This window comes from Halorubrum sp. C191 (assembly GCF_002727095.1).
In the GTDB taxonomy this organism is placed as follows: domain Archaea; phylum Halobacteriota; class Halobacteria; order Halobacteriales; family Haloferacaceae; genus Halorubrum; species Halorubrum ezzemoulense.
The window spans coordinates 1-26160 of the sequence record NZ_NHNZ01000215.1 but is presented as its reverse complement, the minus strand read 5'-3'; the positions used below and the strand labels follow the sequence as shown (position 1 = coordinate 26160).

Sequence of the window (26160 nt, the reverse complement as noted above, 5' to 3'; positions counted from 1 at the left end):
TTACCGGTGGCACACAGCCCGCAGACCACGTCCACGGGATCGTCGTCGAAGCAATGAGAGAGCGAGACATCGATCTCAGCGACCGAACGCCGCGAGAGGTGACGCCAGACGAGCTACAGGCGGTCGATATCGTCGTCACGATGGGGTGTTCGGCATCGGACGTATGCCCGGCGACGTGGAACGGCGAGAATCGCGATTGGGGGCTCGACGATCCCCACGAGCGTCCGATTGAGCAGGTTCGGGAGATCCGTGACGAGATCGAAGAACGTGTCGTCTCGCTGTTCGACGAACTCCTGTCGCAAACTCCGTCCGCGGAGTGACAATTGGCAGGGCCGTCAGCCGGAACGGCCCCTATGACCTCCGCTAACAGCAGCCGTCGTCGTCGGCGCCGCAGACGCTCCCGTAGTCGACACCAGTCTCGTCGCCGATCGCTTCGTTACACTGCATCACCATAGTGGTGAACGCGAACTCCGAGGAGGACTCTTTCGCCGCCGCAAGCTCTTCGCCGAGCGCCTCGGCGGCCGCGACGACCTCTTCGTCTGTCACTTCGGACTCGCTGGCGTCCTGACCGGAAGCGCTCAACAGCACCCACCTCCGGTGGACCGCGCGAACTCCTCGCCGATCTCGTCGCTGATGGCGTCGTTCGTTCGCTTGAGCAGTTCTATCAGATCGGCCTGTGCGGCCTGCTGACGCTGGATCGTCTCGTTGTTCGACATTTCGGTCTGGAGCTGCTTCAGCTCGGCCATCACCGACTCGTCGAAACCGCCGCGTTGCATCTGCTGTTGCTTTCGCTGGTACTCGCGGAGCAGCGCCATCGCGTCGTCATCGTCCTGTAACGCCTCGTCGGCCGCGACGAACCGCTGATACGTCTCAGACTCGTCGAGCGTGTCGAGGAACTCGTGGAGCGCCGCCTCAATGTTGGCTTCTACGTCTTCCTCAGTAGACACGCCCACGCTGTCCTCGGCCGCACCTTCCACGTCCTGTGCGTCGCTCACGAGGGCGTCACCTCCGGTGCGTCCGCTTCGACAACGTCTGCGAGTCCGGTAATCTCCTCACCGAAGGCGCTGAGTTCGTCGAGCCCGATCGGTTCGTCCTGCCGGAGCGGCGCCAACATCAACGGCGCGTCGAACCGGTCACGGATCTCGTCGAGATACTGCGCCTGCTGAGCGCGCCGATTCGCGAAGAAGGCGTTGTCACCGTACTCCTCGGGGAGGAGGTAGTTGGCGACGACCAGCGAGGTCTCGATGCCGACCTGATCTTTGAGGTCGGCGGCGGCCCGGTAGGCTTCCATCATAGGCGTGTACTCGGGGTACATCACGAACGCGAACGTGCTCCGTTCGGGGTCTTTCATCGTCTCGATGACCTCGTCGTATTGGTCGCCTTTGGCGGGGGCAGCCCCCTTCGTCAGCGAGCCGAGGTCCATGAACCCCTTCCAGTCGGAGGGAAGTTCGAGCAGTCGGAGCGTGTGGCCTGTCGGCGCCGTGTCGAAGACGACCACGTCGTAGCCGTCCTCGTCGAAGTAGCTCACGAACTTTTCGAGCGCGGCCATCTCCTCGGCACAGGGCGATTCCAGTTCCTCTTCGACGTTCGCGATCGCGGCGTCGACATCGATCTGTGTGTCCTCTTTGTCCTCGTACATCTCGGTGACGTGGTCGAGGACCTGCTCGCGGTACTCCGCAAGCGCTTTCTCTTGGTCGATCCGCGCCGCGTCGAGGTTCTCCTGGCCGACCGAGGTGGGTTCGTGGCCCACGGGCTCACCGAAGATGTCCTCTAAGTGCGCGGCCGGATCAGTCGTGACGACAAGCGTCTCGTGGCCCGCCTCAGCGAGTTTCGTCGCTGCCGTCGAGGCGACCGTGCTCTTGCCGACGCCGCCCTTCCCGGTGAAAAAGAGGTACTGCGTCTCCTCGCCCGGCGTGAGCTGGTCGACAACCGCGTCGGCGTCCGCCATCGAATCGAACTCGACCGCACCGTCAGCGTCCACGTCGGTCGCGGTCCCGACGTCGACGGTCGCCTCCGTGCCGTCGTAGAGGACACCGCCCACGTCAGCGAGCAGGTCGAGCCCGGCTATCTCGCCGGGCTGGAGCGGGTACGTCGCCGTCGCGTCCGCGTCGAACTCCTCTCGGGCGCGCTCGATAACGGCCTGCTCGTCCGCGCGTTTCCCCTCGAAGAAGGGGTCCTCGCACACCGACTCTGGGAGGTAGCCGTTGAGGATCAACAGCTGCGACTCGATCCCGAGGTCGCCGAGGTCGCTCGCGCTGCGTTCGATCTCGTCGATCGAGGAGTCCTCCGGCTTGCCGACGAAGGCGAAGGAAGTGCGCTCGTCGTCCTGGAGCGTGTCGATCGCACGCTCATAATCCTGTTTTTTGTCCTCCATCGAGGCCGCCGGCCCGATACAGGTCGAGCCGCCCTTCTCGAGTTCGGCGTTCCAGTCAGAGGGGAGCTCCATCAGCCGGATGGTGTGGCCCGTCGGTGCAGTGTCGAAGACGACGACGTCGTACTCCGGGCTGTCCATGAAGTCGACGAAGTTGTCGAAGGCGGCGATCTCCTCGACGCAGGGGCTGTTGAGCTGCTCTTCGACCGTCTGGATCTCCTCTTCACCGAGCAGTTCGCGCATCGGCTCGATCGTCTCCTGGCGGTACTCCTCGGCGGCGGTGTCCGGGTCGATCTCGATCGCCGAGAGGTTCTCGATCCCGTCGATCGCGGTGACCTCGTGGCCGATCGACTGCCCGAAGATGTCCGAGAGGTTCGGGGCAGGGTCGGTGGTCACCAAGAGCGTCTCGTAGTCGTTGTCGGCGAGCCACGTCGCGGTCGCACAGCTCACCGTGCTCTTGCCGACGCCGCCCTTCCCGCTGAAGAAGACGAACTCGGTTTCGTCGCTACTCGGTTCGACGACCTCACGCGCGCTCGTCGCTGTCGACTGTGATTGTGCCATTTATTAGGCCTCCTGTGGCGTGGCGTTGCCGTCGATGGCCGCGGTCAGTTCGTCGTACGAGAGGTACTCGCCCTCGGCGACGATCTCGTCGTCGACGACCGTGATCGGGAGGATCGACGGTCCGTCCTCCTGAACGCGGTCGTAGATCCGCTGCGTTTCGAGGAACTGATCGATGTTGTGCTGTATGTTCGCCCGGTTGACTTCGAGCTCGTCGAACGCGTCTTCGAGCTGGTCAAGCGCCGCGCTGACCTCGACGAGTTCGTCGTCGGGGTCGGGACCGCAGACGCCGGTGGAGCAACACATCGCTTCTTCGTACAGGGTGAGTTCGGTCATGATTGAGTCGGATTGAGGTCGTACGTCTGATGTATCGTTCACAGCAGGACACGTTTGTTTGTCCTCTCTGTGGCCGATTCATTTGAACAAACTCTCATACAATTATAAGCTCTTCGGTCGGATATCTTCACATCGGTCGCACAGTCATTTCATCTTGAACGACCGAGACCCCCCGATCACCCCATAAATCCGTTGGTGGCCCACGATCCTGGGTCGTCGACACACGTCGTGGTTCGACACTTCGACGCCGGGGCACTCACGAGGACGAGCGCACTTTCGACATCACCGTTCTGGATCTGCCGCGTCGCAGTCGGCGGAATCCAAACCGCGTCGCCGGCTTCGAGTTCGACGGATTCGTCGTCGATAACGACGGTAGCTTCACCCTCTAAGAGGACGTATATCTCCTCGTGATCCTCCGCGGCGTGGTCATGCGACTTATTCCGCCATCCGGGTTCACAGCGCGCGATTGACACGCCGACCTGCTCGCTATCGAGCGAGCCGGTAAGCGGCCGCATCGCGCCCGAGGTGGTCTCGATGTCGGTGTAATTGACCCGTTTGTAGGAACCGGTCACGGCGAACACCCTGTAGCGGCGCATTCGGCCGTATCGTTGCTCGAGCCTGCCGAGATGGTCGTTGTCGACCGCCAGACACCCGCCACAAGTCTCGTCTCTTTCACACGAGACAATATTTGAGAGATTACTATATTGTTTTCGCTGTCCAGCTATCAGTTGAGACGGCGCTCCGCAACGTTTAATCCCGGCTTGGTTCAATTGTTTGTATGTCATCTACCGAGCGTTTACAGCGGTACGTCGCCGACGAATGTGGCTCCTGTACGGATGAAGACCTCGCCGACCGGTTAGCGGAGCTAGAAGAACTGAACGAGAGCGTCGGCGGGTCGGACCTGGAGACCGATATCGAGCTACTGTCGGCGCTCGGCAACGAGACCCGATACAAGATCGTTCGGATGCTTCACGCGGCTGATGACGAGGAGCTATGCGTGTGTGAGCTCTCGCCGCTCTTGGACGTGAGCGACAGCGCAATCAGCCACGCCCTCTCGCAGCTCACTGATGCTGGCCTCGTCACGCGCCGAAAGGAAGGCAAGTGGCGGATGTATCGCGCCACGCCGCGCGCAAACGCGGTCCTCGTTGCGCTCGACGGGTCGCGGTCGTTGTAAGAAAGATCCCGGCTCAGAGGAGGCCGGCGAAGACGGTGTTGAACAGCACACCCACTGTAATGCCGATCGTCACGACCGTCGTCGCGTAGATCGCGAGCAGCCGGCGTTCGAACAGCTTATTCAGGAGGATCAGGTTTGGGATGCTGATCCCCGCCCCGCCGATGACGAACGCAATCACCGTTCCGATCGGGATCCCCGCCTCAGTGAGCGAGTGCGCGATCGGCAGCATTCCGCTGATGCTCACGTAGATCGGCGCACCGGCGAGTGCGGCGATCGGGGTCGCGAGCGGGTTCCCCGGCCCGGCGATCTGTTGGAGAAACTCTGCCGGTACGGCGCCGTGGATCAGCGCGCCGATCGCGATCCCGACCGCGATGTACGGGAGTGTGTCGCGGAAGAAGGAGAGCGCGCCCTCCCCCGCGGCGGTCACGCGTTCCTTGTGGGTTCTGTTCGTCGCCGTCGTCCCGCACTCGCTACACCCGCCGGCGTCGGCCGCATTTGAGGTGTCCGAGGGAGTCGCTCCGCCGTCGGTCGCGATCTCGCGACCGCCCGCGGTGATCCGGACGTCCTTGATGTACCCGTCGAGTTCGAACGTCCCGATGATGAGTCCCGCGACGATCGCCGCGAGCAGCGCCGTCGTCACGTACGCGACGGTCACGCCGGTCCCGAACAGCCCGAACAGTAGGAACACGGCAATCCAGTTGACGATCGGGGAGGCGAGCAGGAACGAGAACGCCATCCCCGTGGGGGCGCCGGCCCCCAACAGGCCCGCCAAGACCGGGACGGTCGAACACGAGCAGAACGGCGTCACCGCGCCGAGGCCCGCCGCGAGGACGTTCCCGCTGCCGTGGTCGCGTGCGCGAAGCATCTCTTCGACGCGCTCGGGTGGGAGGTACTCCTGTGCGAGCCCGACGAGGAACGACGCGCCGATGAACAGCGGTGTGAGGACCATCGCAAGGTGGAGGAAGTAGTCCCACGAGTCGAGCAGCGCCGCTTCGGTCCCCGGCGGGATCATCGGTCCTCACCTAACGCCGCGGCCAGATCGAGCAGCTGGAGGCTCGCTGTGTCCGCAATCCGGTAGTACGTCCACTTTCCCTCCTTGCGCGTGGCGACGATGCCGGCGTCGCGGAGCTTCCTGAGGTGTGACGCGACCGTCGACTGGGGCGCGTCGAGTACGGTCTCCAACTCGCAGGCGCAGAGTTCGCCCTCTCGAAGCGCGTGAACGACCGCGAGTCGCTTCTCGTTGGCCAGTGCCTTGAACGCCGACAGCTCCGCCTCGACGACCGCGTCGTCCGCCCGTCGAGTCTCCGGGAACGGCCCGTCACAGCAGACGCCCTCCTCCATCCGTCGGAGCGTCCCGCTCGCGGATTCGGAGCCCGCTTGAGCCGCCGTGTTCTGTTCCTGCGACATTATCGATCAGTCCTCCGTACGGTCGGCGCGCTCGTCCGGCGCGTCCGCCCCGTTTTCGTCCGAGTCCACCTCCTCTATCTGTATATCACAGCAGCTCTCATTATCATTCGACTCGCCACCGAACAGTCGGCCGAGTATCGACATACACATCGATATATCTCGATATGACTTAATTCATTTGGTGTACTGCTCAGATGTCTCGTGAACGCGCCCAGACCGACATCACATTCAAATGAACGGTATCGGCGCACTCTCTTGTTGAGTCGACGGAACGATTCGATACGCAGTAAACAGGAAAAAGAAGCTCTAAAAGCCTTTAATGAGAATTTAGTACTGATTACAAACCCAGCCCGAGCGGTTCACCCTATTCGCGACACGGCGGGACAAGCAGACTCTTTCATATTTGAAGACAAACTAAATCATATGTTGGATCAGGTAGCGGCTCTTGGAGACCAGATGGACCGCAAAAACGGGATGTTGATTGGTGAGTCGCTGAGTGAAGAGAGTAAACGCCGGCGCGACGACGTTATTGACACCGGCGCATTCGGCATGCAGGCCAGCGGGTCGGACGTGGTCTTCTTCCAAGGTGTCCTCCCGGATATCAACCGGACAGTACGGGGATCTGAGCCGATCGACAAGCAGATCGAGATGTGTCTGGATCAGCTCGAACTTATGTTAGAAACCGTACCGGGTACCTCGTGGACATCATGAAGGTTGAGAGCCAACTCGGAGACCTAGACGCGGCGGCAGCAATCCCTTTGACGATGAACAGAGTATGTTTGTAGTCATGTTGGTGTGGTAACTTTGCGATCGACCCCACCATTTCTTGAATGAGTGGTTCCGGTAGCCCTCCTTTCAAAGATGGTCCTCGCATGCAGTCTCTGTGCGAAGCGTACCAGCTGGGGATCACTATCCGAAACGAACTCAAAAAAGCCGATCTCGTCACCGCGTTCGAAGACCTCGATCACTCGATAGACACGATCGAAGACGGGTATCCAGCGTGGCATCCTGCGCCACTCTCCTTTCGCGCGATAATCCTCTCATTTGTGTTCATGAAAATAACGGGTGACTCGTACGCCGAGTTTTCTCGACGACTCACCCGGCAACCGGAAGTAGCGACTATCCTCGGCTTCAGGCGAGTACCCGATGAATCAGCGTTCTCGCGGGCGTGGCGAAATCGATTCGACGACGCGACCCACGAATACGTCCACGCTGCTGCCCATTTCGTTGTTAAAGAAATCCACGATCGCGACATCTCAGCTCCGAAGGTGCGGCCAAAGGCAGAGATCGTCGACGACACGCAAGAAGATACAGACCCAGTCGAAGACGAATCCTTCTCACAGGAGAAGATTATCCAGACGACGCGCCTCGCACGTGATCACGCCTATGGACACTTCGACTCTAGTCGGGCGTCGAACGCCTCGTACGAGGACACGCAATTTTTCGAGTTACAGACGTTCATGGGGATGGTCCGCTGTGGCACCTCGCAGGGAGCGACTCGCTTCCAATATCGGCGCGGGAAAGAGTACGGACCGCATGGTGATACCCACCTCCGCGCAGTCAAACAATTTGGCCCCGAAGAACTCGTGAGGGGGTTCAACAAAACGACGGATCGCTTACTCTCGGTGATCGCCTCTGAAGCATCGTTCCGGCGTCCAGTCACAGCCGCGATCGACATCACGACTATTCCCTACTACGGATAGGTCGAAGAGATGCCGATGGTCAGCGGGACCAAGGACAGAGACGGTCGAGCGTTCAAATTCGCAACACTCTCGATCATTGGACAGAATATCCCGCTCGTTCTTGCCGTGGAACCGGTTCGAGAGAGCTCTGAGTGGGATGAGTACCCGTCGAATCAGGTCCATCGTACTGTGCGACGGCTCGTTCGACGAGCAAAAGAGCACGTTCCAATCGAGACAGTGCTGTGTGATCGAGAGTTTGACTCGATACAAGTGTTCCAGACGCTCTCAAACCTCGATGTGAACTACCTCATTCCGAAGCGGGTCTCCAGCTCCGAACGGGAGGTGCTTGACCAAATGGACAAAGACGACCAGGAAGTCGCTGTGGAGTCGGCCTCTGTCCACGTGGAATCTGGATCGCATCCAATGCGACTCCTGTACGTACCGTCGACGAGCAAAGAGGGAACGGCCGTCTTCGCGACGAATCTTCGAGTCGGTCCCGAGGAAGCCGAGACATTCTGTCAGCGCTACAGCCGCCGGTGGCAGATCGAGAGTGAGTACAAATCGATCAAAGGTGACTTTCTCGCCAAGACCTCCTCGAAAGACTACCGCGTTCGCCTGTTCTACTTCGTGTTCGCGGTACTCCTATACAATATCTGGCGGCTGACCGACTTCCTGCTGAAAGCAGGTGTCGACGAGGAGATGGACTACGCGCCTGTGATTACTGCGGGTGAGTGTGTTGAGCTCGTTGCCTCGGCGTTGATCCCGCACGACTAATCGGCTGAGCTCTCGCTGGGTCCGCCGCTCAAGAGTGACAACCGTATCCAGCAGCGCCAAAATCCACGCAATTTCGTACGCTCGTCTGGTAGTTCGAGAGTAATGATTCAGAATTGATCCCAGAACGCTCCAAATCACCACGAATTGATGCTAATTCGACCTGGAACTAGCTTATCCTCCGAAACTGCAAAACTTCTCGACCTATAGATTCTATATAGCGAAATAAGATTTATCAGACAAGTAGTGAGGCTTGATCGTATGAAAATCAGCTTCAGAAGAGCTCATACGCTATTATAGCTAATACCCGCACCTACTTTGGATTAGTGTAGTAGTCACAAGTAGATTTTTGAGGATGCCCGCTGTCGGTGAAGCTAAATCGATGGTACAGCCAACTGACGGCCCTCAACCCGGGGACACGACTAGTGGAACACCACTCGACGAGCCCCTGACCGATTTTCTCGACGCCAAGGCGAAGACACTTGGCGAGTCCGAGGACGGAACGACGCAGCGATCCGGCAATTACGTTCAAGCGCTCGAACGCGTCGTCCCGGACTGGATCGAATGGATGAATGGCCAAGGCGTGACTACCGTAGAAGCGGTCGACAGTCGTCACCTCGCCCGGTATGCCGGTCACCTCGCCCGACGGGTGAATGCCCGTCGAGCCAGCAATGACACGGACGGGATCACAGCAGCCACTGCGTGGAACTACTACTCGCTCGTCTCCGCATATCTCCGTTACTGCCAGCAGTGGGAGTACATCCCAGAGAACCCCGCGGATACCGACCGCGCAAAAGACGAAATGCCTGACCGGCCCGCAACCGACTCTAGCAAACAGCAGTTCTGGTCGACCCAGCAGCGCGAGACAATCGTCTCGTACGTCGACGAGCGAGCGTATGCGGCGATTGATGCGGATCCGCAGAGCCGAGAAGCACTCACAGCTGCCCGTGACCGGGCGCTCGTCTACGTCATCGGATTCTCTGGCGTCCGCGGTGCTGAGGTCCTCGCCTCTAGTCGCGATGACCGGCGGACGGGAATCACATGGGGGGATATCGATACTGACCAGGAGGTATTGACAGTCCTCGGCAAAAGCCAGCAAATCGAGAAGGCACCGCTGACAGATCGTCCCGTTAGTGCCCTCAACCGCTGGCAGACGCTCCTCGACCCGCCCACCGATGCGTGGCCCGTGTTCCCTTCGTTCCACCTCGCATCCCTGCGGGATGCTGCGCGAAGTCAACTTCAGGAGCGTGACGCCGATCCAGAGACTATTGACACGGTTACGAGTCTCGGCACCGCAGACCTCGTTGATGCCTTTCGTGAACGGGACCTCACCCCGCCGGCTCTAACTACGGAAGGCGGCCGATACACGCTCAAAAAGCACTCTCAGGCAGCCGCTGTGGACTGTTCAGACGACTCGAAAGCGTATCTCACCCTCCACGGCGCTCGCCGTGGCGTTGGTGAGGCGTACTACGATGCAGCGGGGTTCAGTGACGCGCAACGGGTCCTCCGACACGAGGATCCATCAACGACATCGAAGATGTATGCCCACAAGGAGGCGGGTGAACTCTCTGACGTGGGCAGCGACATTTTCTCAGCGGATGAGTAGCTATCGTCGGCCGGCTGTCCGTGGATGCTAACTGTCTAATAAACCATATACTGCGATATCATTCGAGCGCGTATCCCCACCCTTCGAGCACGTCGACAACATCATCCGTGTGTTGAAGTCCAACCAGGAGCGCTGCCTCACGGAGATCCGCTTTCCGCACGCTTTCTCCGAGTCGGCTCTCAATAATCGACTTCTGTGTCCGCTGGACGTTCAGCGTGTCTTCTTGGAGGTGGAGCTGGACCGTTTGTTCTCGCCCGTCTGTGATGCTGTTTCGGCGTAATATCCACGGAATGTCACTCCTTGCTGTGTCGCGTCCGCTATTGTCGGCGCTGCTGCTCGCTCCAGTCTCTATCTCCACCTCAGTTGTCTCTGCCTGGTCGCTTTTCGAGTCCATGTCGGACGAGGAAGCGGGTTCGACCTCCGGCTCATCGTCGTCCTCTTCCTCGTCCTCCCACCCATTCACAGTGCCCTCTTTGAATCCCCCCATCAGACGGTCACCTCCTCAGGATCGTCCAACGCGCCTGGCTCAGGCGGCGAAGGCGCCACAATGCCGCCCTGCGTCTCAAGCGAGCGAGCAATTCGATCGAACTTTGCCAGCGTCTCAACCTCGTAGTCGCGGCGTCGGCTCCGGTGCGTTCGCACAAATTCAAACGCACTACACTGGTGTCGCCAACAGCCCTCCATCATCGATGTTCGGTCGCCGATCACCTCCGGAACCTCGAAGGGCACGTCCTCGATGATCTCGTTTTGATCTCTCGTCCCCTTGAACTCGATTGGGACGGCTCCAAGCACCCCAACTTCGATATTCAATTCATCCGCGAAGTTCGTCGCAAGCTCCTCTAAGCCCTCAACGGACGCTTCTCCCTTTGCGGACGGCTCAAACGGAATGAGGAGGTTCCTCGTCGCATAGATCGCATTATAGAGATGATCTGACTCCGTTGCTGGAGGATCACAGATAAGAACATCGTACCGGTCCGGCACATCGTTCTCAACGAGGACACGCCGGAGTTGCGCGTAGATGTTGTACGCATCGCCGAAGTCTTCGGCCCGACTTTTCTCTCGTGCTAAGTGGTCTGAGAGATCTGAAAGGGTGTTGTGTTCCGGAATAATATCAATACCCTCTGCCGTCCGAATCAGATCGTCGAAGTTGCCACCCGGGTTATCGACAAGGTGTCGCACGAGACTGTCTGCTGCTGAATCACTCCGGTCGTCGTCGACGTCGAACAGCCGACTCAGGTTCCCGTCCTGTGGATCGAGCGGAATCACCAACACATCAAGCCCCGCTCGGGCGTGCGCACAGGCGATATTCGCGGTTAGCGACGTCTTCCCGACGCCGCCAGCCTCGCTGTAAACCGTGTACGAGAGCATACAGCATTATTAGAGACATACCACATAAATATACGTCAGACATTCATCTATGACTCTTATCTATCTTAGACCTCTAAGTAAGATCTCTAAATAAGACTACTGAGTAAGGTTTCATACTCAGATATGTAAGAAAGGCGTCTTTCCTAGATTTCTCAGATAGAGGGATAAGGCATCTAACACATATTTGTATGTGATATGCTCCAGGCCCAAACCCGACCTGTGATAGCTCCCCCACGACTACGGTAGTTGATCTTTTATTAGAAAAAATATAAATTTATACCGCCACCCTCAGCTGGGAATTGGCTTGGACTCAACATTTCTTCTACATGATCTTGATAACATAACCTACATTGTGTGGCGCAGTGACTGCCTCCCTCAGTATTGCTCTACTCAGTATTTTTGACGTCCTCCACTGACGCTCTAGGGGGCCCAAGTTGATACGGGTCGTTCTAATTGTGTATATTTATATAGACAGATATCACCACCAGAACTGGCTATTTGACACACTTCACAGCCAAATTAGCAAACAAACGGCTGGAATTTCATGCGAAAGATACTGTTGCCCAAGTCTTATTAGCAGGTGATGAGGTAATGTGTCTGTTCACGATGACTGACAACCTCTACGTTGACCCGAATGCGCTTCCGCCACTTGACTCATTCTCACGACGATCCAGAGACGAATCAGTACTATTTACTACTCCGACGCATTTCTCCGTCGACTACGAGATTAATCCGTACATGGTGTCCGGCGTGGACAGTTCCACTGCGAACCAACAGTGGCACGATCTCGTATCCAGATATGAGGATCTGGCCGACGTTTCGATCATGGATGTCGACGCGGTTTGGGACGATCTTAGCGAGGTCGAAGTTGCCCCGCCCGGGGAACTCCCAGATATTACCTTCTGCTCGAATCATGCCCTTTCGCTTCCAGATCGCGACGGGTTCCTGCTCGCGCAGATGGCAACTGAAGAACGACATGATGAGCCTGCTTACTTCAAGCAGTGGTGTACCAACCGGGATATTCCAACTGAGCAGCTTCGTACGGATGTTCCGTTCGAGGGGTGCGGCGATGCCCGCTGGCATCCGGGGCGTCGCCTCCTCTGGGGTGGTTACGGGCCACGAACTGACCTCGAGGCATACCGGGAAATAGCAGACCGCTACGATGTCGGCGTCGTTCCGCTTGAACTCACTGACGACTCATACTACCATCTCGATGTTTGCTTTTCAGCTATCGACGAACAGACGGCCGTTGTGTGTCCTGACGCGTTTACTGACGCAGGCCGAGAAAAACTTGACACGTTATTTGAAACATTGATAGAAGTCTCACCAGAGGCAGCACAGGATCACTTCGCGTGTAACTGCCACTCGCTGTCAGGTGACGTCGTTGTCATCGAAGAGTCAAACCACCAAACTATCCACGCGCTCGAGTCACACGGGTATGAGACTCTCCATGTATCAACAGATGAATTTATGAAAGCAGGCGGCTCGGTGGCGTGTATGGCGTTTCCGTACTAGGCGGAAACGCGCCAGTATCGTCTGCGCTGTCGACAATAGCGATGAGTGACTCTGTTGAAATCCTTATCGAGTGATATATTTCGGCTCGGTCGAGGTCAATTCACAGATATTAAACAATGAAGAGAGAACGTTCAGATATGTATGAGACTCCGTTGTATTTGATGCTAATCGGGCTATCTCTCGTACTCGTTTTTTCCGGGCCCTCAAATGGTGCCCTTCCAGCTGTCCTCCAAGCTACCGGTGGATTAATCGCCATCAGTAGCGGTGGAGTGCTTCTCAGAGATGTGTTCAGTCACTCGACAAATAACGGGTAAGCACCCTTCAGCGACCAGCTGTTTCAGACGATAATATATCTGAAGGCCAGGATTTCAACAGAGCCCGATGAGTAAAAAAAGAGCTGCCAGCAGCGTGGTATTTATGGAGAATCGAGGAGAGCGGCTCGCGCTTTAGCGCGGGGAGGGTATCAAGGCTGTGCGTCAGTATCGATATCGACGCCAGTGTACCGGCTCAGAGCCCCTAGCTCGCCAAACTCGGGCATGTCCACCCAGTCGTACGAGAACCGTTCTGCGGCCGGGTACGCGTAGTTGATCATCGCGCAATCTTCCCAGTTGGCCTCCTCCATCTGGATGAGCGCCTCCTCCCAGCGCTCCCTGGCGGCGTCGTCGCGGGTCGAGTTCTCTTGCATCGTGTTCCACGAGTCGCGAGCGGTCTGTGAGGCCTCGGTGTCGACCCAGTTGAGCGCGACGAGCGGGTTTCCGCTGACCCCCTCGTTGTCCGTCGAGCGGGTGTTCGGCGGATACAGCAGCGCGAGGACGTTGAGCGGATCCGCCCACGACATCCCCCACTCGCCGAGCCCGGCCGGTCGGTTGCCAGCAAACTCGCGGTCAAGCAGCGTCGAGAACGGAGCCGTGCTGATGGAGACCTCGATGTGCGCAGCCGAGAGGCGGTCCCGGAGGTCATTGGAGATCTGCTCGTAGGTGGTGTCCTCGACGTTGAGAATCTCGAACTCGTACGGGTCGTCGTCGCTGTAGCCGGCCTCCTCCATGATCAGGCGGGCCTCCTCGATGTTCGACTCGTTGTATCCGTACGGGTAGTTCTCGCGGGCGTGTTCCTCCGCCGCTTCCGGGCCGCCCGGGAAGAGGGTCGCAGGCGTCATGTGATACCCCGGCTCGACTCGGCCCTTGTACGCGCTGTTGGCGATTTCTTCGTGATCCATCACCCACGCAACGGCCTTCCGAGCTGGCTCGATCACTTGGTCGTTGTTGAACAACATGAACTGCGTGCTCAACCCGGAAATCCGGAGGTAATCGACCATATCACCGTTCTGTACCGGCCCGTACTCACCAACTTGAAGACCGTTGTCTTGCGTCTCGTTGACCGTCGCCAGCTCAGGATCATATTGGGCGGTCGGGATCGAGAACGCGTCGACGTTCCGGTTCATCGCGTAGTTGTACTGGGCGTTGGTGTCTTCGATCACCTGCCAGTGGACGCGGTCGACCATTGGCGCCTCGCCGTGGTACTCGTCGAAGGCAGTCACTGCCATCTCCTCGCCAGACGTCCACGTGTCAAACTCGAAGGGGCCGGTTCCAACCGGGGACGTAGTGAACTCGTCGTACTCCATTTCACCGTCATACCCCTCGATGTCACCGACGATTCCCTCTGGAAGGACGGCAAACGTCGCGTCTGACATGATATCGAGCGCCGCGTAGTATGGTGATGACAGCGTCACCTCGACCGTCCTGTCGTCAACAGCCTCCACGGCCATCGATCCGGGGACGTACTCTCCCTCTTCGTTTGTCTCGTGTTCGATCCCAAGGTCTGAGAGCAACAGGAACGCCGACGAGGAATCTGGAGACGCTGCGACGCGTTCCCAAGAGTATACAACGTCGGCAGCCCCGACCGAACTCCCGTTGTGAGCAACTACGTCTTCAGTGAGTGTGAAGGTGTACGTCAGCCCGTCATCGGAAATTTCGTACTCAGTCGCGAGCTGGTTAACAACGCCTGACTTTCCTTCCGGCTTCCCAACAAGCCCGTCGAAAACTTGGAAGATGACCTCATTGGCAGATGAAAGGACATTTGCTGGCGGGTCGAACGTGTTGATCGACGCGTTCAACAGGCGCAGCGTTTTCTCGCCATCGCTGGTTGTCTCAGCGCTCTCATCGTTGTCTTCACCATCAGTCGCGTTTCCACCATCGTCCAACTCGTCTGGGACCTCTTCGTCGCTTCCTCCCGAACACCCAGCAACGGCCGTCATTGCTGCGAGCGCGCCAGTCGACTGTAAGAACCTTCTTCTTGTGCGGTCCGAATCGGAATTCGGCATGACTATGACAAATATGGTAGGAATTTAAATCCTGATGTGATTAGCCGTTTTTGGTGTAAGGGCAAGTATTATTACATGATAAGATTATACGATGTCCTAGCAAATGGGACGATGGGAGTATTTTCTCAAGCGCGTGCTTTTGATGGTGCCGATTGTCTTTCTCGGCACGACTGTAACGTTTCTCATCCTTCGGGTGGGACCAATTGACCCCGCGGCCGCGATCATCGGGCCAAGCGGCGACACGGAGGCGTATGCCGCTATCAGGGATAGCCTTGGACTCGATCAACCGCTCTGGATTCAGTACGCGGAGTTCATGCGCGACCTCCTGACGCTCCAGTTGGGAGAATCGTGGGTCGTTGTCCGCGGCCAGTCAGTGTGGGAACTCGTCGGGGTTTATGGCCCTCGAACCCTGTGGCTTGGGTTCTGGTCTATCCTCATCCCGATATTTGTCGGGCTCCCGCTCGGGTTCTATGCTGGGCTCAACCCGAATACGCTCGCTGACTACATCGCCTCTTTTGGCGGGATAGTCTGGCGAGCAATGCCAAACTTCTGGTTAGCCGTGATATTCGTCAGTGTCCTCACGCAATCGGACGCGTTGTTCGGATTCAGTTGGGGGGACTGGCTTGTTGAAACACAGATCGTTACCCCGCCCGACCTTTCGGGGCTGTGGGAACCGACACAGTTTCTTGGTGCGTTGAAAGCGATCCTTCCAGCAGCCCTTGTCCTCGGCTCTGCGTCCATGGGCAATGAGATGCGAATCGGGCGTACGGCGGTGCTTGAAACAAAAAACGCAAATTATGTTGAGATGGCGAAAGCGAAGGGGGTGCCCGGGAGACTCGTCGTTTGGAAGCACATGTTCCGGAACGCACTCATCCCGCTCGTTCCTGTCATTACTGGAGAGGCGTTCCTCCTTCTCGGTGGATCCGTGCTCGTCGAAACTGTGTTCGCAATTAACGGGCTCGGCTACCTCTTTTTCCAAGCAACGATTAATGGTGATGTCCCGCTTGTCGGGTCGTTGATGTTTTTGTTCATTCTGCTCTCGGTCGGGATCAACATTCTCCAGGACTTCCTGTACACCGTGATTGACCCACGTGTTGGATACGACGGAGGCGCATAATGGGAGCTGACACTGACGTCGGGTCGGGCTCGACTCGCACTGGTGAGTTCCGAGAAGAGGCTAGTCGTCCTGAGGGCGATCGCGACCTACCGCTGTCTGAACGGATTACGCGAAATCCAGGTCCCGCAGCGACGTGGGCCGCCGTTGTTGCCGTCCTCATCGCAGCCGAGTTTGGTGCGATCGTCAGCGGGTTGCTGTCAGTGCCCCCGTGGGGGTGGGTCGGCGGGCTGGTCCCAGGAGTCGTCGAACCGGTTGCGGCACTCCTCGCCACAGTCGCCGAGCGGGGAGCCGAGCTGCCGACAATTACCTCTCGCTCTGTCATCGACAATACCGGATACCAAACGCCGAGTGGCTGGGAAGGCACAACGCTCGGCCTTTCACCAGCGGTAGCGTGGGCCCTCCGGGTGGCTGTAATTTACACGTACTCATTCACCTGGCTGCTCGTCGGGTGGTGGGGGTACACGCTGTACCGGCGTCATTACCGGATTCCTGACTGGACGCCGCGTGACGACGTTGTGAACCGATTCCGCCGACACTCGTGGGGGCTATTTGGTCTCACAATCGTGTTCGCGTTTGTCGTCATGGCGCTGTTTGCGCCGGTGCTGGGTCCGACAACTGTCGATCAGAACATCGAGAATCCATACGAGAACCGCATTGATTATTACAACGATGAGACGGGACAAGTCGAATCGATTTTCGTCGGCGAAGCCAACGGTGATACACAGTCTCGCGGACAGGGCGACAACAACGTTGGACCGCTTGAATACGATCAGTACGACCGGTTCCACCCGTTCGGAACACTCCCAGACGGCAAAGACTTGTTCACCTTCATGGCGTCGGGAGCTCGGGTGTCATTGCTTGTTGGGCTCACCAGCCTCGGCATTGCCGGTGGGTTTGCGATGGTATTTGCGATGCTGACGGCATACTACAAGGGACTTGTTGACCTTGGAGTTGTGATTGCTGGTGACTCAATCCAAGCGATGCCCCAACTGTTGTTTATCATTCTCGCGTCGTTCGTCCTTTCCGACACATGGATCGCAGAGGTGTATAACGGCGGGCTCGTCCTCGCGATACTGTTCGGTATCACCGGCTGGCCGGCGCTATGGCGAGCCGTCCGTGGCCCGGCACTCCAAGTGTCGGAGCGTGAGTGGATCGACGCTGCGAAATCGTACGGGCAGCGCCCGCGAGTGACGATGCAAAAGCACATGCTACCGTACGTCGTTGGCTACTTCCTCATTTACGCCTCCCTCTCACTCGGCGGCGTTATTATCGGCATTGCGGGGCTCTCATTCCTTGGCCTCGGAATCGAAGCACCGGTACCTGAGTGGGGCCGAGCGGTGAGCGCGGGACAGCCGTATGTCGCCACGCAGTCATGGCACATCTCGCTCATTCCGGGCATTCTCGTCGTGATCATCGTAACCGGATTCAACGCGCTTGGCGATGGGGTCCGAGATGCGATCGACCCAGAGAGTGACATCGGTGACGGTGGCAACGAGAACGTCGCTGCTGGGGGTGGTGCCTGATGAGCCGACACGCACGCGATGACAACGTGCCATTGAACGCTGATGCGACATCGAGCCGTGACCTAGCGCTCGAGGTGGAAAATCTACGTACCGTTTTCCACACTGAACACGAACAGATCCACGCAGTCGACGGTATTTCATTCAATATTCGACGCGGTGAAACCGTCGGACTCGTCGGCGAGTCTGGCAGTGGAAAATCCGTGACTGCGCGGTCAATACTCGGACTCATTGAATCGCCGGGTGAGATCGATCCAGCATCCGCAATTCGATTTGAGGGAGATAACATCACGGAGTACACTGAGTCAGAGTACGAGTCGATTCGCGGCGACGGGATCGCGATGGTGTTCCAAGACCCCCTTTCGACGCTGAATCCGGTATACACCGTTGGAAACCAAATTAAGGAGGCTCTGTCGCTTCATCAAGACCTTCGTGGTACTGCGGCGACAGAACGCGCAATCGAACTGCTCGAGGAGGTCGGGATTCCGGATGCGGCCCGCCGGGTCACTGAGTACCCGCACCAGTTCTCCGGAGGCATGCGCCAGCGAGCTGTGATCGCGATGGCGCTCGCCTGTGCGCCGGAGGTCTTGATTTGTGACGAGCCTACCACTGCGCTTGACGTCACGATTCAAGCACAGATTATTGACCTCCTCATGGACATCCAGGCAGAACGCGACCTCAGCATTTTGTTTATCACGCACGACATGGGTGTCATCGCCGAGGTAGCAGACCGTGTCAATGTCATGTACGCCGGAGAGATAGTCGAATCAGCGCCGGTTGAACCGCTATTTGCGGAGCCAAAGCATCCGTACACGCGAGGACTACTGCGAAGTATCCCCAGCACTCAAACTAGTGGCGACCGCCTCGAGACGATTAAAGGCGAGGTGCCAACACCGAATGAACCCGCAAGCAGCTGTCGGTTCGCTCCACGATGCCCAAAGTCATTCGAGGAGTGTTCGGAGGTCGCACCAATCCCGACCGCTGTGGGTGACGACCCGGATCATGACGCGGCGTGTCTGCTCTATCCCGAGTCAATGACGACCGACGAGGCAGTAGCTCATCACCGGCCAGCTGATGATGGGGGCGAGCAATGAGCGGCGAGAGTTCTGGAGGTAGCGAGACCAGCCCCGAGATGCGCAATATTTCAGACAGCAACAGCACAGCTAATGACGATGTACTGCTGTCGGTCCGTGATCTAAAGACACATTATGAGGAACGCTCGTTGTTCGGCGGCGACCCGGTCCGAGCCGTGGACGGTGTTAGTTTCGATGTGAGGCGGGGCGAGACGCTCGGTCTCGTTGGTGAGTCTGGCTGTGGAAAGACGACGCTCGGGCGGACGCTCGTCCGGCTTGAGGAAGCAACCGATGGCAACATCGTCATCGACGGTGACGACATCACTACGCTGTCGGGTGATGCCCTCCAACGCTGGAGACGCGACGCACAAATCGTATTCCAAGACCCAGAATCGAGTCTTAATGACCGCCTGACGGTAGGCGAAATCATTCGAGAACCCCTGAATGTCCACAACTGGAAGACGCCCGCCGAGCGCCGACAACGCGTCAGAAATCTCCTCGAGCGCGTCGGCCTCCGTGAGGAGCACTACTACCGGTATCCGCACCAGTTCTCCGGTGGCCAACGGCAGCGCGTCGGGATCGCTCGGGCACTCGCCGTCGAGCCTGATTTCGTCGTCCTCGACGAGCCGGTTAGTGCGCTCGACGTGAGCGTCCAAGCGCAGATTCTCAACCTCTTGATGGACCTCCAAGAGGAGCTTGATCTCACGTACTTGTTCATCGCCCACGATCTTTCCGTCGTCCGCCACATCTGTGATCGCGTCGCCGTCATGTACCTCGGAAAAATAATGGAGTTCGGACCGACAGAGCAGCTGTTCCAAAAGCCCGAGAACCCATATACCCGGTCACTACTATCGGCTGTTCCAACCCCAGACCCGACGGTCGAACGCGATCGGACGACCCTTCGCGGGACACCCCCGAGTCCCCGTGATCCGCCTAATGGGTGTGTGTTCTCGACCCGCTGCCCAGCGAAGATTCGACCCGACGGCTTCGAAGAGCTATCCGAACATGACTGGGATGCGATCGAAGTGTTCCGCGAGGTGCTCCGCGAGCGCTCACGAACAGATCCATCTCTCTCCGAACGAGCCCGTGAGCTACTGGGACTTGAGACCCGGCTCCCGGATGTCGAGGAAGCCGCTGGGGAACTGTTTGCCAGCCGGTCGTTCCCTTCTGATGTACAAGAGCCAATTCAACAGTCCATCGAGGCCGCCAACGACGGGAATGAGGAGCACGCGAGAGAGATCATTACAGCAGCACTCGGTAGTGTCTGCGATCGTGAAGCCCCCTCGCTGCTGGCGACTGGCCGGACTGACAGCGGCCGATCCAGTCGCTGCCATCGCCACAAAGAGGAGTACGCTGACCCAGACGCTAGCGGATCGGATAGTCCCCAGTCGTGAGCTCAGTAGATCGATCTGATGAATGGGTCTCGGAGTTGAGCTGGGCTGAGGTAATCGCCCGGCGGGTGCTTGACGCAACGGTGTACGCACTCGTCGTAACAGCCATAGCACTCGTTGTCGGTGGTGTGATTCAGACAATTACTGGAACAGTGGCGGACGTGGTGTTGTTTACTTTCATACTCGGGATCGTTGTTCTGGGGTACGCGACGTACTGTCTGCTTCCTGGAAGGCCGTGGCATGTTGAGCACACTGAATCGGGCATGGAGCTGACTCGGCATGATCGAACGCAAACTATCGGTAGCCGTGAGGTGACTCGCTTTCAAGCCGTCGTACAGTCAGTTCCGCCGCTCAGATGGTACATGCTCCCACCGGAAGAGCGGTATTCGCCGGCGCTAAAGCTGTTTGCCGCTGGAATCTGTATCCTGTTGACATCGATCGGAATTGAAGCGCTTTTTGTTTGGTAGCTGCTAGCGGACGCGGCCCTGACGTGGAACAGACTTTTGGAAGGTGCCCACGCCCGTAGGGACATGACACGTGACGAATCAGCAGGCGTTGATACGCAAGCCCGAGAGGCCTGGAAGCGGACACTTACAGATGCCGCCGACCTTGCCGAACGTCGCGAGACAGCAGGGTGGATTGTTCTGTATACGCAGTCGAGTGAGACGACGGTCGTGACTAACCCTGATGAAAAGGAGTACGCCTTCCGCCATCTCGTACCCGATGAGGATGCCGACCAGATTAGCGACTGGGTCGCAGACGGAGACTTTCCGCAGTACGATGTCCATAGGGCCACAAAAGCTGGAACCGTCTTTCTCGTCATCGAAATCTTGGACCCCGAACAGGAGCGGTGTCTCCTCATCGCCGCCGCATATCCACTTACTGCGATTGGTGGCGTTAGCGAAACAATTGGTGACCATCCCGTTCAGACACGGATCCGGCAGCTTGACGGCACCGTCGTCGCATCATTCGAACACACTGATAGCGAGAAGTTCCTTCCGTCCGACGCAGGGGGGTTGACTGGCCGTCAAAACTGAACATCACCGGGATCGAACCCAATCGCACTCGTTTGGCTGACCGTGATCGAAGAATCGATGTCCTGGCGTAGCCTAACAAGGACTATCGCCCGTTTTTGAGTGGGTCTCCTCAAGCACGCGGCCGCCTTCGCCGGTCGTGACAATTACTATATCACCGTTGTCCCTCCGGATAGGTGACCTCGGCCTCCAGTACAGTTCACTGTCAGTAGGGATGGAACTACTAATGTACTATGTCACCGTTTCATTGGCTCTGTTGAAACACTCAGAATTTGATATTTTACACTCCAAATCACTCAGTACAGAGGCTGAGTACAGCAGACCGAATCTGTTCTGCTAATCGATCGGCGGTGGACTACCGTTGAACTGAGTGTGAGCACCGTCAACCGATAATCTTGCCTACATTGTACTGATAGAGATACGAGCGCATACCCCCGCCTTGCCGTGAGTGACGAGTGTTCCGACAGAGTGTCGGAACCGAGGAACGAACAGGCGGGGGTCGAGCGGACATCATAGTGTGACAAGCCACCGTTCTATTGTAGTGCCGGATTTCCCACGGGTTCACTTCCACTCCGGATGGCTGGGATATATATCTGCCACAACCAAAATCTTCGCACGGTGACGATGGGCGAACTCACGAAAACCCTCGAACTGAAGCTTGTGGACCCGAACCTCCATAAGCGACAGAAACTTCGTGAGACACGCGATGCCTATCGACGGGCGCTTCAGGCTGCCTTTGACACTGGTTGTGACACGCAGTCAGCAACCAACGATGTGGTTGTCGAGTACGACCTGAGCGGCTACGCGAAAAATGCCCTCAAAAAGTACGTCCCACAACTCTGTGGGAACAGTTACGACGCCAACGAGATCCACGACGACCACCCAGTGCGGTTCACAAACGAGGGCCTACAACTCGACCACCAGCCACAGAACGCTATCGAGTGGTACGCCAAAGTCCCGCACCACGAGGATTACCACCTCTGGATACCAGCACGCGCCAATCCCGACCAGCGGGATTGGCTTGAAGCGTTGTACGCAGACGACGCCGAGATGGGTGAAAGTCGGCTGTTCGAGCGGGATGGAACGTGGTACCTCCACATCACCGCTACCCGCGACGTGGAGGACGAATCTGAGGCGTCCGCCGATAAGCGGACACCGGTTGGTGTGGACATCGGAGAAGCGAGCCTCGTCACGGTGTGTCACCGCGACGGCTCCGGTTCTCCGGTTCGCCCCCGCCTGTGGGCCGCCGACGGCAAAGCCGTTCGTCGGCTCCGAAAAACCTACTTCACCGCCACAAGACGGCTTCAGAAGCGTGGTAGTGAGCGAATCGCAGACTCGTTCGGTGACGCACTGTGGGACCAGATTGACGACGTTTTTCACCGTGTGACCAGCGAGGTCGTGGACTACGCCGAGTCCGTCGACAACCCAGTGTTAGTGCTGGAAGACCTGAGGTACATCCGCGAGAACATGGACTACGGTGAGTACATGAATCGGCGGTTACATGGGTGGGGCTTTGCCAAGCTCCACGCACAGATTCGCTACAAAGCTACCGAGAAGGGGATTCCCGTCGAGACGGTGAATCCCCGGAACACGTCGAAGGCGTGTCACGCCTGCGGTGAACACGGTTACCGGCCACGACAGGCGACGTTTAGATGCTCGAACGACGGCTGTTGGGTCGGTGAGTATCAAGCCGACGTGAACGGGGCGATAAACATTGCAGACCGCTACCGTAGTGGAGAGAGTCACCGCCAAAGCGACTGGGCTTCCCGGCAGAAGGCTGGTGCCGATGACTCGGCTACGGATGGGGCCTCTTTGACCGGGCCACAAGACAGCCAAGCCGATGCTGAAACCCAGCAGACGACGCTTGGAACGTATGCGTCTTGAAATCAACAGGCCGCTTCGCTCGGCCTGAAATCCCGTGGTGGGATTCCTCCGCGTTCACGCGGAGGAGGAGGTCAAGAGCTGCGTGACGATATTGACCAACTCGGAACCGTTCTGCACGAATCGAAGGGTAACGAAGGGTATCACATCGTCACACAGTCGTGTCTCTGTTCACTCGAACAGTCGATTATCGACCGGTTTGAGAAACACAACTGCCTGTATCAGTCGCCAACGATCTACCGTCAAGGCTGGGAGCACTACACGGTAGTCGCGTTCGACGGCGAGGACATTCGAGAGCTGCTCGGTGATCTTCGCTCCGATAGAGAAATCGAACTGCTCTCGAAAACGTCGATTTCGGAAAAACAGATTCCACACAGTATGCTGGCGCCGGCGAACCAACTGTTCGAGAACATCACTGACCGACAGTTGGCAGCGCTCCAATTAGCACTGGAGAGTGGGTACTACGAGCAACCACGGAAGACCTCGCTTCGAGACCTAGCCGATCAGACGGCAGTCGCTCGCTCAACGTATGAAGAGCACCTTCGAAAAGCGGAGAATAAACTCCTCACGAACGCGGGACAGTTCCTCCGATTGGTTACCGCGACATCGGCAGCCGACCCGCTACAAGTAGAGGAGACCCGACGAACCGAACAAGCCGCCGACTAGTCTGTCATCAGTTCGCCAGACAATCATCTAGCTTATAGCGCCATGTCACCGAATACTTACACACAAGAGCGCTACCGAACACAGTGACAGACGACCACGGCGGGTTTGAACACGCCCGAGAGAACGTTGACGGCCACCCGATGGTGAGTCTGCTCGGCTACGCCAAGCGCTACTGGCCGACCCTTACGCTCGGCGTGCTTGCGGCGTTTCTCACGAGGTTTGCCCGACTGGTCCCACCGATTGTCGTCGCGGCTGCGATCGATCGAGCGATCCGCGGGTCGGCCGACGCGGGACTGCTGACCGACGTGGGTTTGCTGCCGCAGGGCGAAATCACCGGCGAAGCGGCTCGGCTCGCGGTGCTCGAACAGCTCGTGCTCATCGCGGTGCTCGCGTACCTGGTCCGGTCAGTTGCGCGGTTTATCTCCCGGTATCTGCTTCAAGCGACCGCACAGAAGGTTCAGCGTGATCTGCGAAACGACACGTACGACCATCTCCAGCGGCTCTCGATGGACTTCTTCGCCGATCATCAGACCGGCGGTATGATGTCGATCCTCAACAGCGATATCAATCGGCTTGAGCAGTTCCTGAACACGGAGTTCCGACAGCTCATCCGCGTGGTCGCGACGGTCGGCGGAATCGCGATCATCTTGTGGACGTACTCGCCGAAGCTGGCGCTCATCGCGCTCGCGCCGGTCCCGGTCATCGGACTGGCTAGTAGCCAGTTTCTCACCTGGATCGAACCTCGATATAAATCGATTCGCGAGACAGTCGCTCGACTGAACACGCGGCTCGAGAACAACCTCGGTGGCGCCGCGGTGATCAAGTCGTTCGACCGGTACAGCTTCGAGGAGAGCCGAGTCGCTACGCAGAGCGAGGCGTACCACGACGAGAAGGTCGCGGCGCTTCGGATCCGACGGGGGTTCTTCGCGGCCCTGCGACTGTTGACCGGCGTCGTATTCGTCCTCGTGCTCTACATCGGTGGCACCGATATCATCAGCGGCGTTCCCGGCGAGGCAGGGGCGCTGACCCTCGGCGGGTTCGCGCTCTTCTTCCTCCTGTTGCGGCGGCTGTACTCGCCGATGCGCCGGGTCGGGAAGTCGGCGAACAAGTACCAGCTCGCGAAGTCGAGCGCCGAGCGCGTGTTCGGGTTGCTCGGCCGCGAGCCCACGATCACCAGCCCCGACTCGCCGCACACCCCTGCGTCGATTGACGGAGAGGTCACGTTCGAAGACGTTACGTTCGCCTACGGGGACCGCGAGCCCGTCCTTCACGACGTCTCGCTCAACGTGCCGGCGGGGACGACGATCGGGCTCGCCGGGGCGACCGGGGCCGGGAAGTCGACGCTCCTGAAGCTTATTCCCCGGTTCCACGACGTCGACGATGGGGCCGTCCGGGTTGACGGGACCGATGTGCGGGAGTACGATCTACAGTCGTTGCGGGACGCCATCGCCATTGTCGAACAGAATCCGTACCTGTTCTCGGGGACCGTCGCGGAGAACATCGCGTACGGCGACCGCGAGACGCTTGAGGCCGAGTGGGCGGGAGAACCGGACGAAAGCGCCCGCGCTCGGGTCGAGCGGGCGGCCGAGGCCGCCGCGGCCGACGAGTTCATCGAAGATCTCCCAGATGGATACGACACGCAAGTCGGCGAGCGTGGCGTCAAACTTTCGGGCGGCCAGCGGCAGCGCCTCGCCATCGCCCGGGCACTGCTCAACGATCCCGAGATCATCGTTTTTGACGAGGCCACCTCAGACGTCGATACGGAGACCGAGGAACTGATTCAGGAAAGCCTCGAGCGGCTGGTCGAGGAGCGGACCGCGTTCATCATCGCCCACCGACTGTCGACGATCCAGAACGCGGACGAGATCGTTGTCATGGATCAGGGCCGGATCGTCGAGCAGGGAGGGCACGACGAGCTGGTTGCGGGCGAGGGAATATACGCGGATCTCTGGCAGGGGCAGGCTGACGCTGCTGCTGCCGACGACTGACGCTCGACCGGGGTGTCGGTATGTTCCCCGAATTATCCAAATATTGAGTAGCACTGAATTAGTGGGCGTGATATAAAATATTCTAAATAATCATACTCTGAATAATCATATTCTGGAATATCATATCTAGAGATACCATCGACGAGATGTGCCACAATAAGGATAACTGGGTCGCTCTTATGTAGAACTACGGAAAGCCCCCATAACAAGGCAGTCAATGGTGATATCGACGGATGCGCCTGTGAGATTCAGCGATCTAATGATCCCGAATGTATGAGCGGCCTGCTCCAAGCCTTGCTTGGACAGGCCGCGGAACTTCCGCAGCCACGGTTGAACGAGCGAAAACAGACATTCTGCCTGATTGATGTGGACTCCGTCAGGC

24 protein-coding genes and 3 pseudogenes are annotated in these 26160 nt (G+C 58.2%); 15 read left to right on the top strand and 12 right to left on the bottom strand.

What is annotated here, in order from left to right; translation table 11 throughout:
• A partial coding sequence (locus Z052_RS18720; RefSeq protein ID WP_099289350.1) for a low molecular weight phosphatase family protein occupies positions 1–320 on the top strand: 320 nt, incomplete at its 5' end.
• A 43-nt stretch (positions 321–363) separates the two neighbouring features.
• On the opposite strand, the gene hcsS is transcribed toward Z052_RS18720, so the two are convergent.
• The 5 genes from hcsS to Z052_RS18695 form a co-directional block, all read right to left on the bottom strand.
• Positions 364–588 carry a halo-CC-star protein HcsS gene (gene hcsS / locus Z052_RS18715; RefSeq protein ID WP_004595747.1) on the bottom strand — a complete coding sequence of 75 codons (225 nt, stop codon included), beginning with the start codon at positions 586–588 and terminating at the stop codon, positions 364–366.
• A complete protein-coding gene (hcsL, locus tag Z052_RS18710) occupies positions 579–995 on the bottom strand; it encodes a halo-CC-star protein HcsL (protein WP_004595748.1) in 417 nt (138 codons plus the stop codon). Before hcsL ends, hcsS begins: the two co-directional genes overlap by 10 nt.
• Positions 992–2932, bottom strand: a complete 1941-nt coding sequence (arsA, locus tag Z052_RS18705; protein ID WP_099289349.1) for an arsenical pump-driving ATPase — start codon at positions 2930–2932, stop codon at positions 992–994. The genes hcsL and arsA overlap by 4 nt, the downstream gene beginning before the upstream one ends.
• Before the next feature lie 3 nt (positions 2933–2935).
• The gene (gene arsD / locus Z052_RS18700) at positions 2936–3265 is read right to left on the bottom strand and encodes an arsenite efflux transporter metallochaperone ArsD (protein ID WP_099289348.1); all 330 of its coding nucleotides are present in this window, start codon (positions 3263–3265) and stop codon (positions 2936–2938) included.
• 176 nt (positions 3266–3441) lie between these two features.
• The gene (locus tag Z052_RS18695) at positions 3442–3861 is read right to left on the bottom strand and encodes a cupin domain-containing protein (RefSeq protein WP_099289347.1); all 420 of its coding nucleotides are present in this window, start codon (positions 3859–3861) and stop codon (positions 3442–3444) included.
• 182 nt (positions 3862–4043) lie between these two features.
• Here Z052_RS18695 and Z052_RS18690 point away from each other — a divergent pair, with 182 nt between their 5' ends.
• Positions 4044–4439, top strand: a complete 396-nt coding sequence (locus Z052_RS18690) for a metalloregulator ArsR/SmtB family transcription factor (RefSeq protein WP_004595752.1) — start codon at positions 4044–4046, stop codon at positions 4437–4439.
• A 13-nt stretch (positions 4440–4452) separates the two neighbouring features.
• Here the strand turns inward: Z052_RS18690 and Z052_RS18685 are convergent, their stop codons facing one another.
• The 3 genes from Z052_RS18685 to Z052_RS20340 are packed head-to-tail and all read right to left on the bottom strand — an operon-like array spanning position 4453 to position 5990.
• Positions 4453–5451, bottom strand: a complete 999-nt coding sequence (locus tag Z052_RS18685; RefSeq protein ID WP_099289346.1) for a permease — start codon at positions 5449–5451, stop codon at positions 4453–4455.
• Entirely contained in the window at positions 5448–5846 is a 399-nt protein-coding gene (locus tag Z052_RS18680; RefSeq protein WP_099289345.1) for a metalloregulator ArsR/SmtB family transcription factor, read from the bottom strand. The genes Z052_RS18685 and Z052_RS18680 overlap by 4 nt, the downstream gene beginning before the upstream one ends.
• A 6-nt stretch (positions 5847–5852) precedes the next feature.
• Entirely contained in the window at positions 5853–5990 is a 138-nt protein-coding gene (locus Z052_RS20340; protein WP_158228723.1) for a hypothetical protein, read from the bottom strand.
• Between the two features lie 114 nt (positions 5991–6104).
• Here Z052_RS20340 and Z052_RS21160 point away from each other — a divergent pair, with 114 nt between their 5' ends.
• From Z052_RS21160 to Z052_RS18665, 3 genes and pseudogenes are all read left to right on the top strand, one after another.
• Entirely contained in the window at positions 6105–6557 is a 453-nt protein-coding gene (locus Z052_RS21160; RefSeq protein ID WP_241898014.1) for a hypothetical protein, read from the top strand.
• A gap of 161 nt (positions 6558–6718) precedes the next feature.
• Positions 6719–8302, top strand: a pseudogene (locus Z052_RS18670) (transposase).
• A 379-nt stretch (positions 8303–8681) separates the two neighbouring features.
• Positions 8682–9905, top strand: coding sequence for a site-specific integrase (locus Z052_RS18665; RefSeq protein ID WP_094494802.1), 1224 nt, complete (start codon positions 8682–8684; stop codon positions 9903–9905).
• Between the two features lie 58 nt (positions 9906–9963).
• Here Z052_RS18665 and Z052_RS18660 read toward each other — a convergent pair whose 3' ends face one another.
• Together Z052_RS18660 and Z052_RS18655 are read right to left on the bottom strand one after the other, a co-directional pair.
• Entirely contained in the window at positions 9964–10392 is a 429-nt protein-coding gene (locus tag Z052_RS18660; RefSeq protein ID WP_086215357.1) for a hypothetical protein, read from the bottom strand.
• Complete coding sequence (locus Z052_RS18655; protein WP_094520174.1) at positions 10392–11273, bottom strand: ParA family protein; 882 nt, start codon at positions 11271–11273, stop codon at positions 10392–10394. The genes Z052_RS18660 and Z052_RS18655 overlap by 1 nt, the downstream gene beginning before the upstream one ends.
• A 606-nt stretch (positions 11274–11879) precedes the next feature.
• Between Z052_RS18655 and Z052_RS18650 the strand changes: the two genes are divergently transcribed.
• A complete protein-coding gene (locus tag Z052_RS18650) occupies positions 11880–12788 on the top strand; it encodes a dimethylarginine dimethylaminohydrolase family protein (RefSeq protein WP_080508694.1) in 909 nt (302 codons plus the stop codon).
• A 463-nt stretch (positions 12789–13251) separates the two neighbouring features.
• On the opposite strand, the gene Z052_RS18645 is transcribed toward Z052_RS18650, so the two are convergent.
• The gene (locus tag Z052_RS18645; RefSeq protein ID WP_049933237.1) at positions 13252–15042 is read right to left on the bottom strand and encodes an ABC transporter substrate-binding protein; all 1791 of its coding nucleotides are present in this window, start codon (positions 15040–15042) and stop codon (positions 13252–13254) included.
• Between the two features lie 169 nt (positions 15043–15211).
• Between Z052_RS18645 and Z052_RS18640 the strand changes: the two genes are divergently transcribed.
• The 9 genes and pseudogenes from Z052_RS18640 to Z052_RS18600 all read left to right on the top strand — a co-directional run bounded on the left by Z052_RS18640 (position 15212) and on the right by Z052_RS18600 (position 25778).
• Positions 15212–16225, top strand: coding sequence for an ABC transporter permease (locus tag Z052_RS18640; protein WP_049933236.1), 1014 nt, complete (start codon positions 15212–15214; stop codon positions 16223–16225).
• Positions 16225–17748, top strand: a complete 1524-nt coding sequence (locus Z052_RS18635; protein WP_080508692.1) for an ABC transporter permease — start codon at positions 16225–16227, stop codon at positions 17746–17748. The genes Z052_RS18640 and Z052_RS18635 overlap by 1 nt, the downstream gene beginning before the upstream one ends.
• Positions 17748–18839, top strand: coding sequence for an ABC transporter ATP-binding protein (locus tag Z052_RS18630; RefSeq protein ID WP_080508691.1), 1092 nt, complete (start codon positions 17748–17750; stop codon positions 18837–18839). Before Z052_RS18635 ends, Z052_RS18630 begins: the two co-directional genes overlap by 1 nt.
• Before the next feature lie 38 nt (positions 18840–18877).
• Positions 18878–20212 carry an ABC transporter ATP-binding protein gene (locus Z052_RS18625; RefSeq protein WP_080508695.1) on the top strand — a complete coding sequence of 445 codons (1335 nt, stop codon included), beginning with the start codon at positions 18878–18880 and terminating at the stop codon, positions 20210–20212.
• A complete protein-coding gene (locus tag Z052_RS18620; RefSeq protein ID WP_198943799.1) occupies positions 20209–20676 on the top strand; it encodes a hypothetical protein in 468 nt (155 codons plus the stop codon). Before Z052_RS18625 ends, Z052_RS18620 begins: the two co-directional genes overlap by 4 nt.
• Before the next feature lie 63 nt (positions 20677–20739).
• Positions 20740–21246: a hypothetical protein gene (locus Z052_RS18615; RefSeq protein WP_094579808.1), complete on the top strand. Its 507-nt coding sequence runs from the start codon at positions 20740–20742 to the stop codon at positions 21244–21246.
• Between the two features lie 621 nt (positions 21247–21867).
• Positions 21868–23127, top strand: a complete 1260-nt coding sequence (locus tag Z052_RS18610) for an RNA-guided endonuclease TnpB family protein (protein ID WP_094553611.1) — start codon at positions 21868–21870, stop codon at positions 23125–23127.
• Between the two features lie 78 nt (positions 23128–23205).
• Positions 23206–23790 (top strand): annotated as a pseudogene (locus tag Z052_RS21305) (helix-turn-helix domain-containing protein); the annotation flags it as partial.
• 83 nt (positions 23791–23873) lie between these two features.
• Entirely contained in the window at positions 23874–25778 is a 1905-nt protein-coding gene (locus Z052_RS18600; RefSeq protein WP_049933445.1) for an ABC transporter ATP-binding protein, read from the top strand.
• 177 nt (positions 25779–25955) lie between these two features.
• On the opposite strand, the pseudogene Z052_RS18595 reads toward Z052_RS18600, so the two are convergent.
• Positions 25956–26160, bottom strand: a pseudogene (locus Z052_RS18595) (IS1595 family transposase); the annotation flags it as partial.

Coding starts and splice junctions, on each gene's coding strand:
- arsA (WP_099289349.1), bottom strand. CDS start 2,932: ATGGCACAATCACAGTCGACAGCGACGAGCGCGCGTGAGGTCGTCGAA.
- arsD (WP_099289348.1), bottom strand. CDS start 3,265: ATGACCGAACTCACCCTGTACGAAGAAGCGATGTGTTGCTCCACCGGC.
- Z052_RS18695 (WP_099289347.1), bottom strand. CDS start 3,861: ATGCGCCGCTACAGGGTGTTCGCCGTGACCGGTTCCTACAAACGGGTC.
- Z052_RS18690 (WP_004595752.1), top strand. CDS start 4,044: ATGTCATCTACCGAGCGTTTACAGCGGTACGTCGCCGACGAATGTGGC.
- Z052_RS18685 (WP_099289346.1), bottom strand. CDS start 5,451: ATGATCCCGCCGGGGACCGAAGCGGCGCTGCTCGACTCGTGGGACTAC.
- Z052_RS18680 (WP_099289345.1), bottom strand. CDS start 5,846: ATGTCGCAGGAACAGAACACGGCGGCTCAAGCGGGCTCCGAATCCGCG.
- Z052_RS20340 (WP_158228723.1), bottom strand. CDS start 5,990: ATGTCGATACTCGGCCGACTGTTCGGTGGCGAGTCGAATGATAATGAG.
- Z052_RS18665 (WP_094494802.1), top strand. CDS start 8,682: ATGGTACAGCCAACTGACGGCCCTCAACCCGGGGACACGACTAGTGGA.
- Z052_RS18660 (WP_086215357.1), bottom strand. CDS start 10,392: ATGGGGGGATTCAAAGAGGGCACTGTGAATGGGTGGGAGGACGAGGAA.
- Z052_RS18655 (WP_094520174.1), bottom strand. CDS start 11,273: ATGCTCTCGTACACGGTTTACAGCGAGGCTGGCGGCGTCGGGAAGACG.
- Z052_RS18650 (WP_080508694.1), top strand. CDS start 11,880: ATGACTGACAACCTCTACGTTGACCCGAATGCGCTTCCGCCACTTGAC.
- Z052_RS18645 (WP_049933237.1), bottom strand. CDS start 15,042: ATGACGGCCGTTGCTGGGTGTTCGGGAGGAAGCGACGAAGAGGTCCCA.
- Z052_RS18640 (WP_049933236.1), top strand. CDS start 15,212: ATGGGACGATGGGAGTATTTTCTCAAGCGCGTGCTTTTGATGGTGCCG.
- Z052_RS18635 (WP_080508692.1), top strand. CDS start 16,225: ATGGGAGCTGACACTGACGTCGGGTCGGGCTCGACTCGCACTGGTGAG.
- Z052_RS18630 (WP_080508691.1), top strand. CDS start 17,748: ATGAGCCGACACGCACGCGATGACAACGTGCCATTGAACGCTGATGCG.
- Z052_RS18625 (WP_080508695.1), top strand. CDS start 18,878: ATGCGCAATATTTCAGACAGCAACAGCACAGCTAATGACGATGTACTG.
- Z052_RS18615 (WP_094579808.1), top strand. CDS start 20,740: ATGACACGTGACGAATCAGCAGGCGTTGATACGCAAGCCCGAGAGGCC.
- Z052_RS18610 (WP_094553611.1), top strand. CDS start 21,868: ATGGGCGAACTCACGAAAACCCTCGAACTGAAGCTTGTGGACCCGAAC.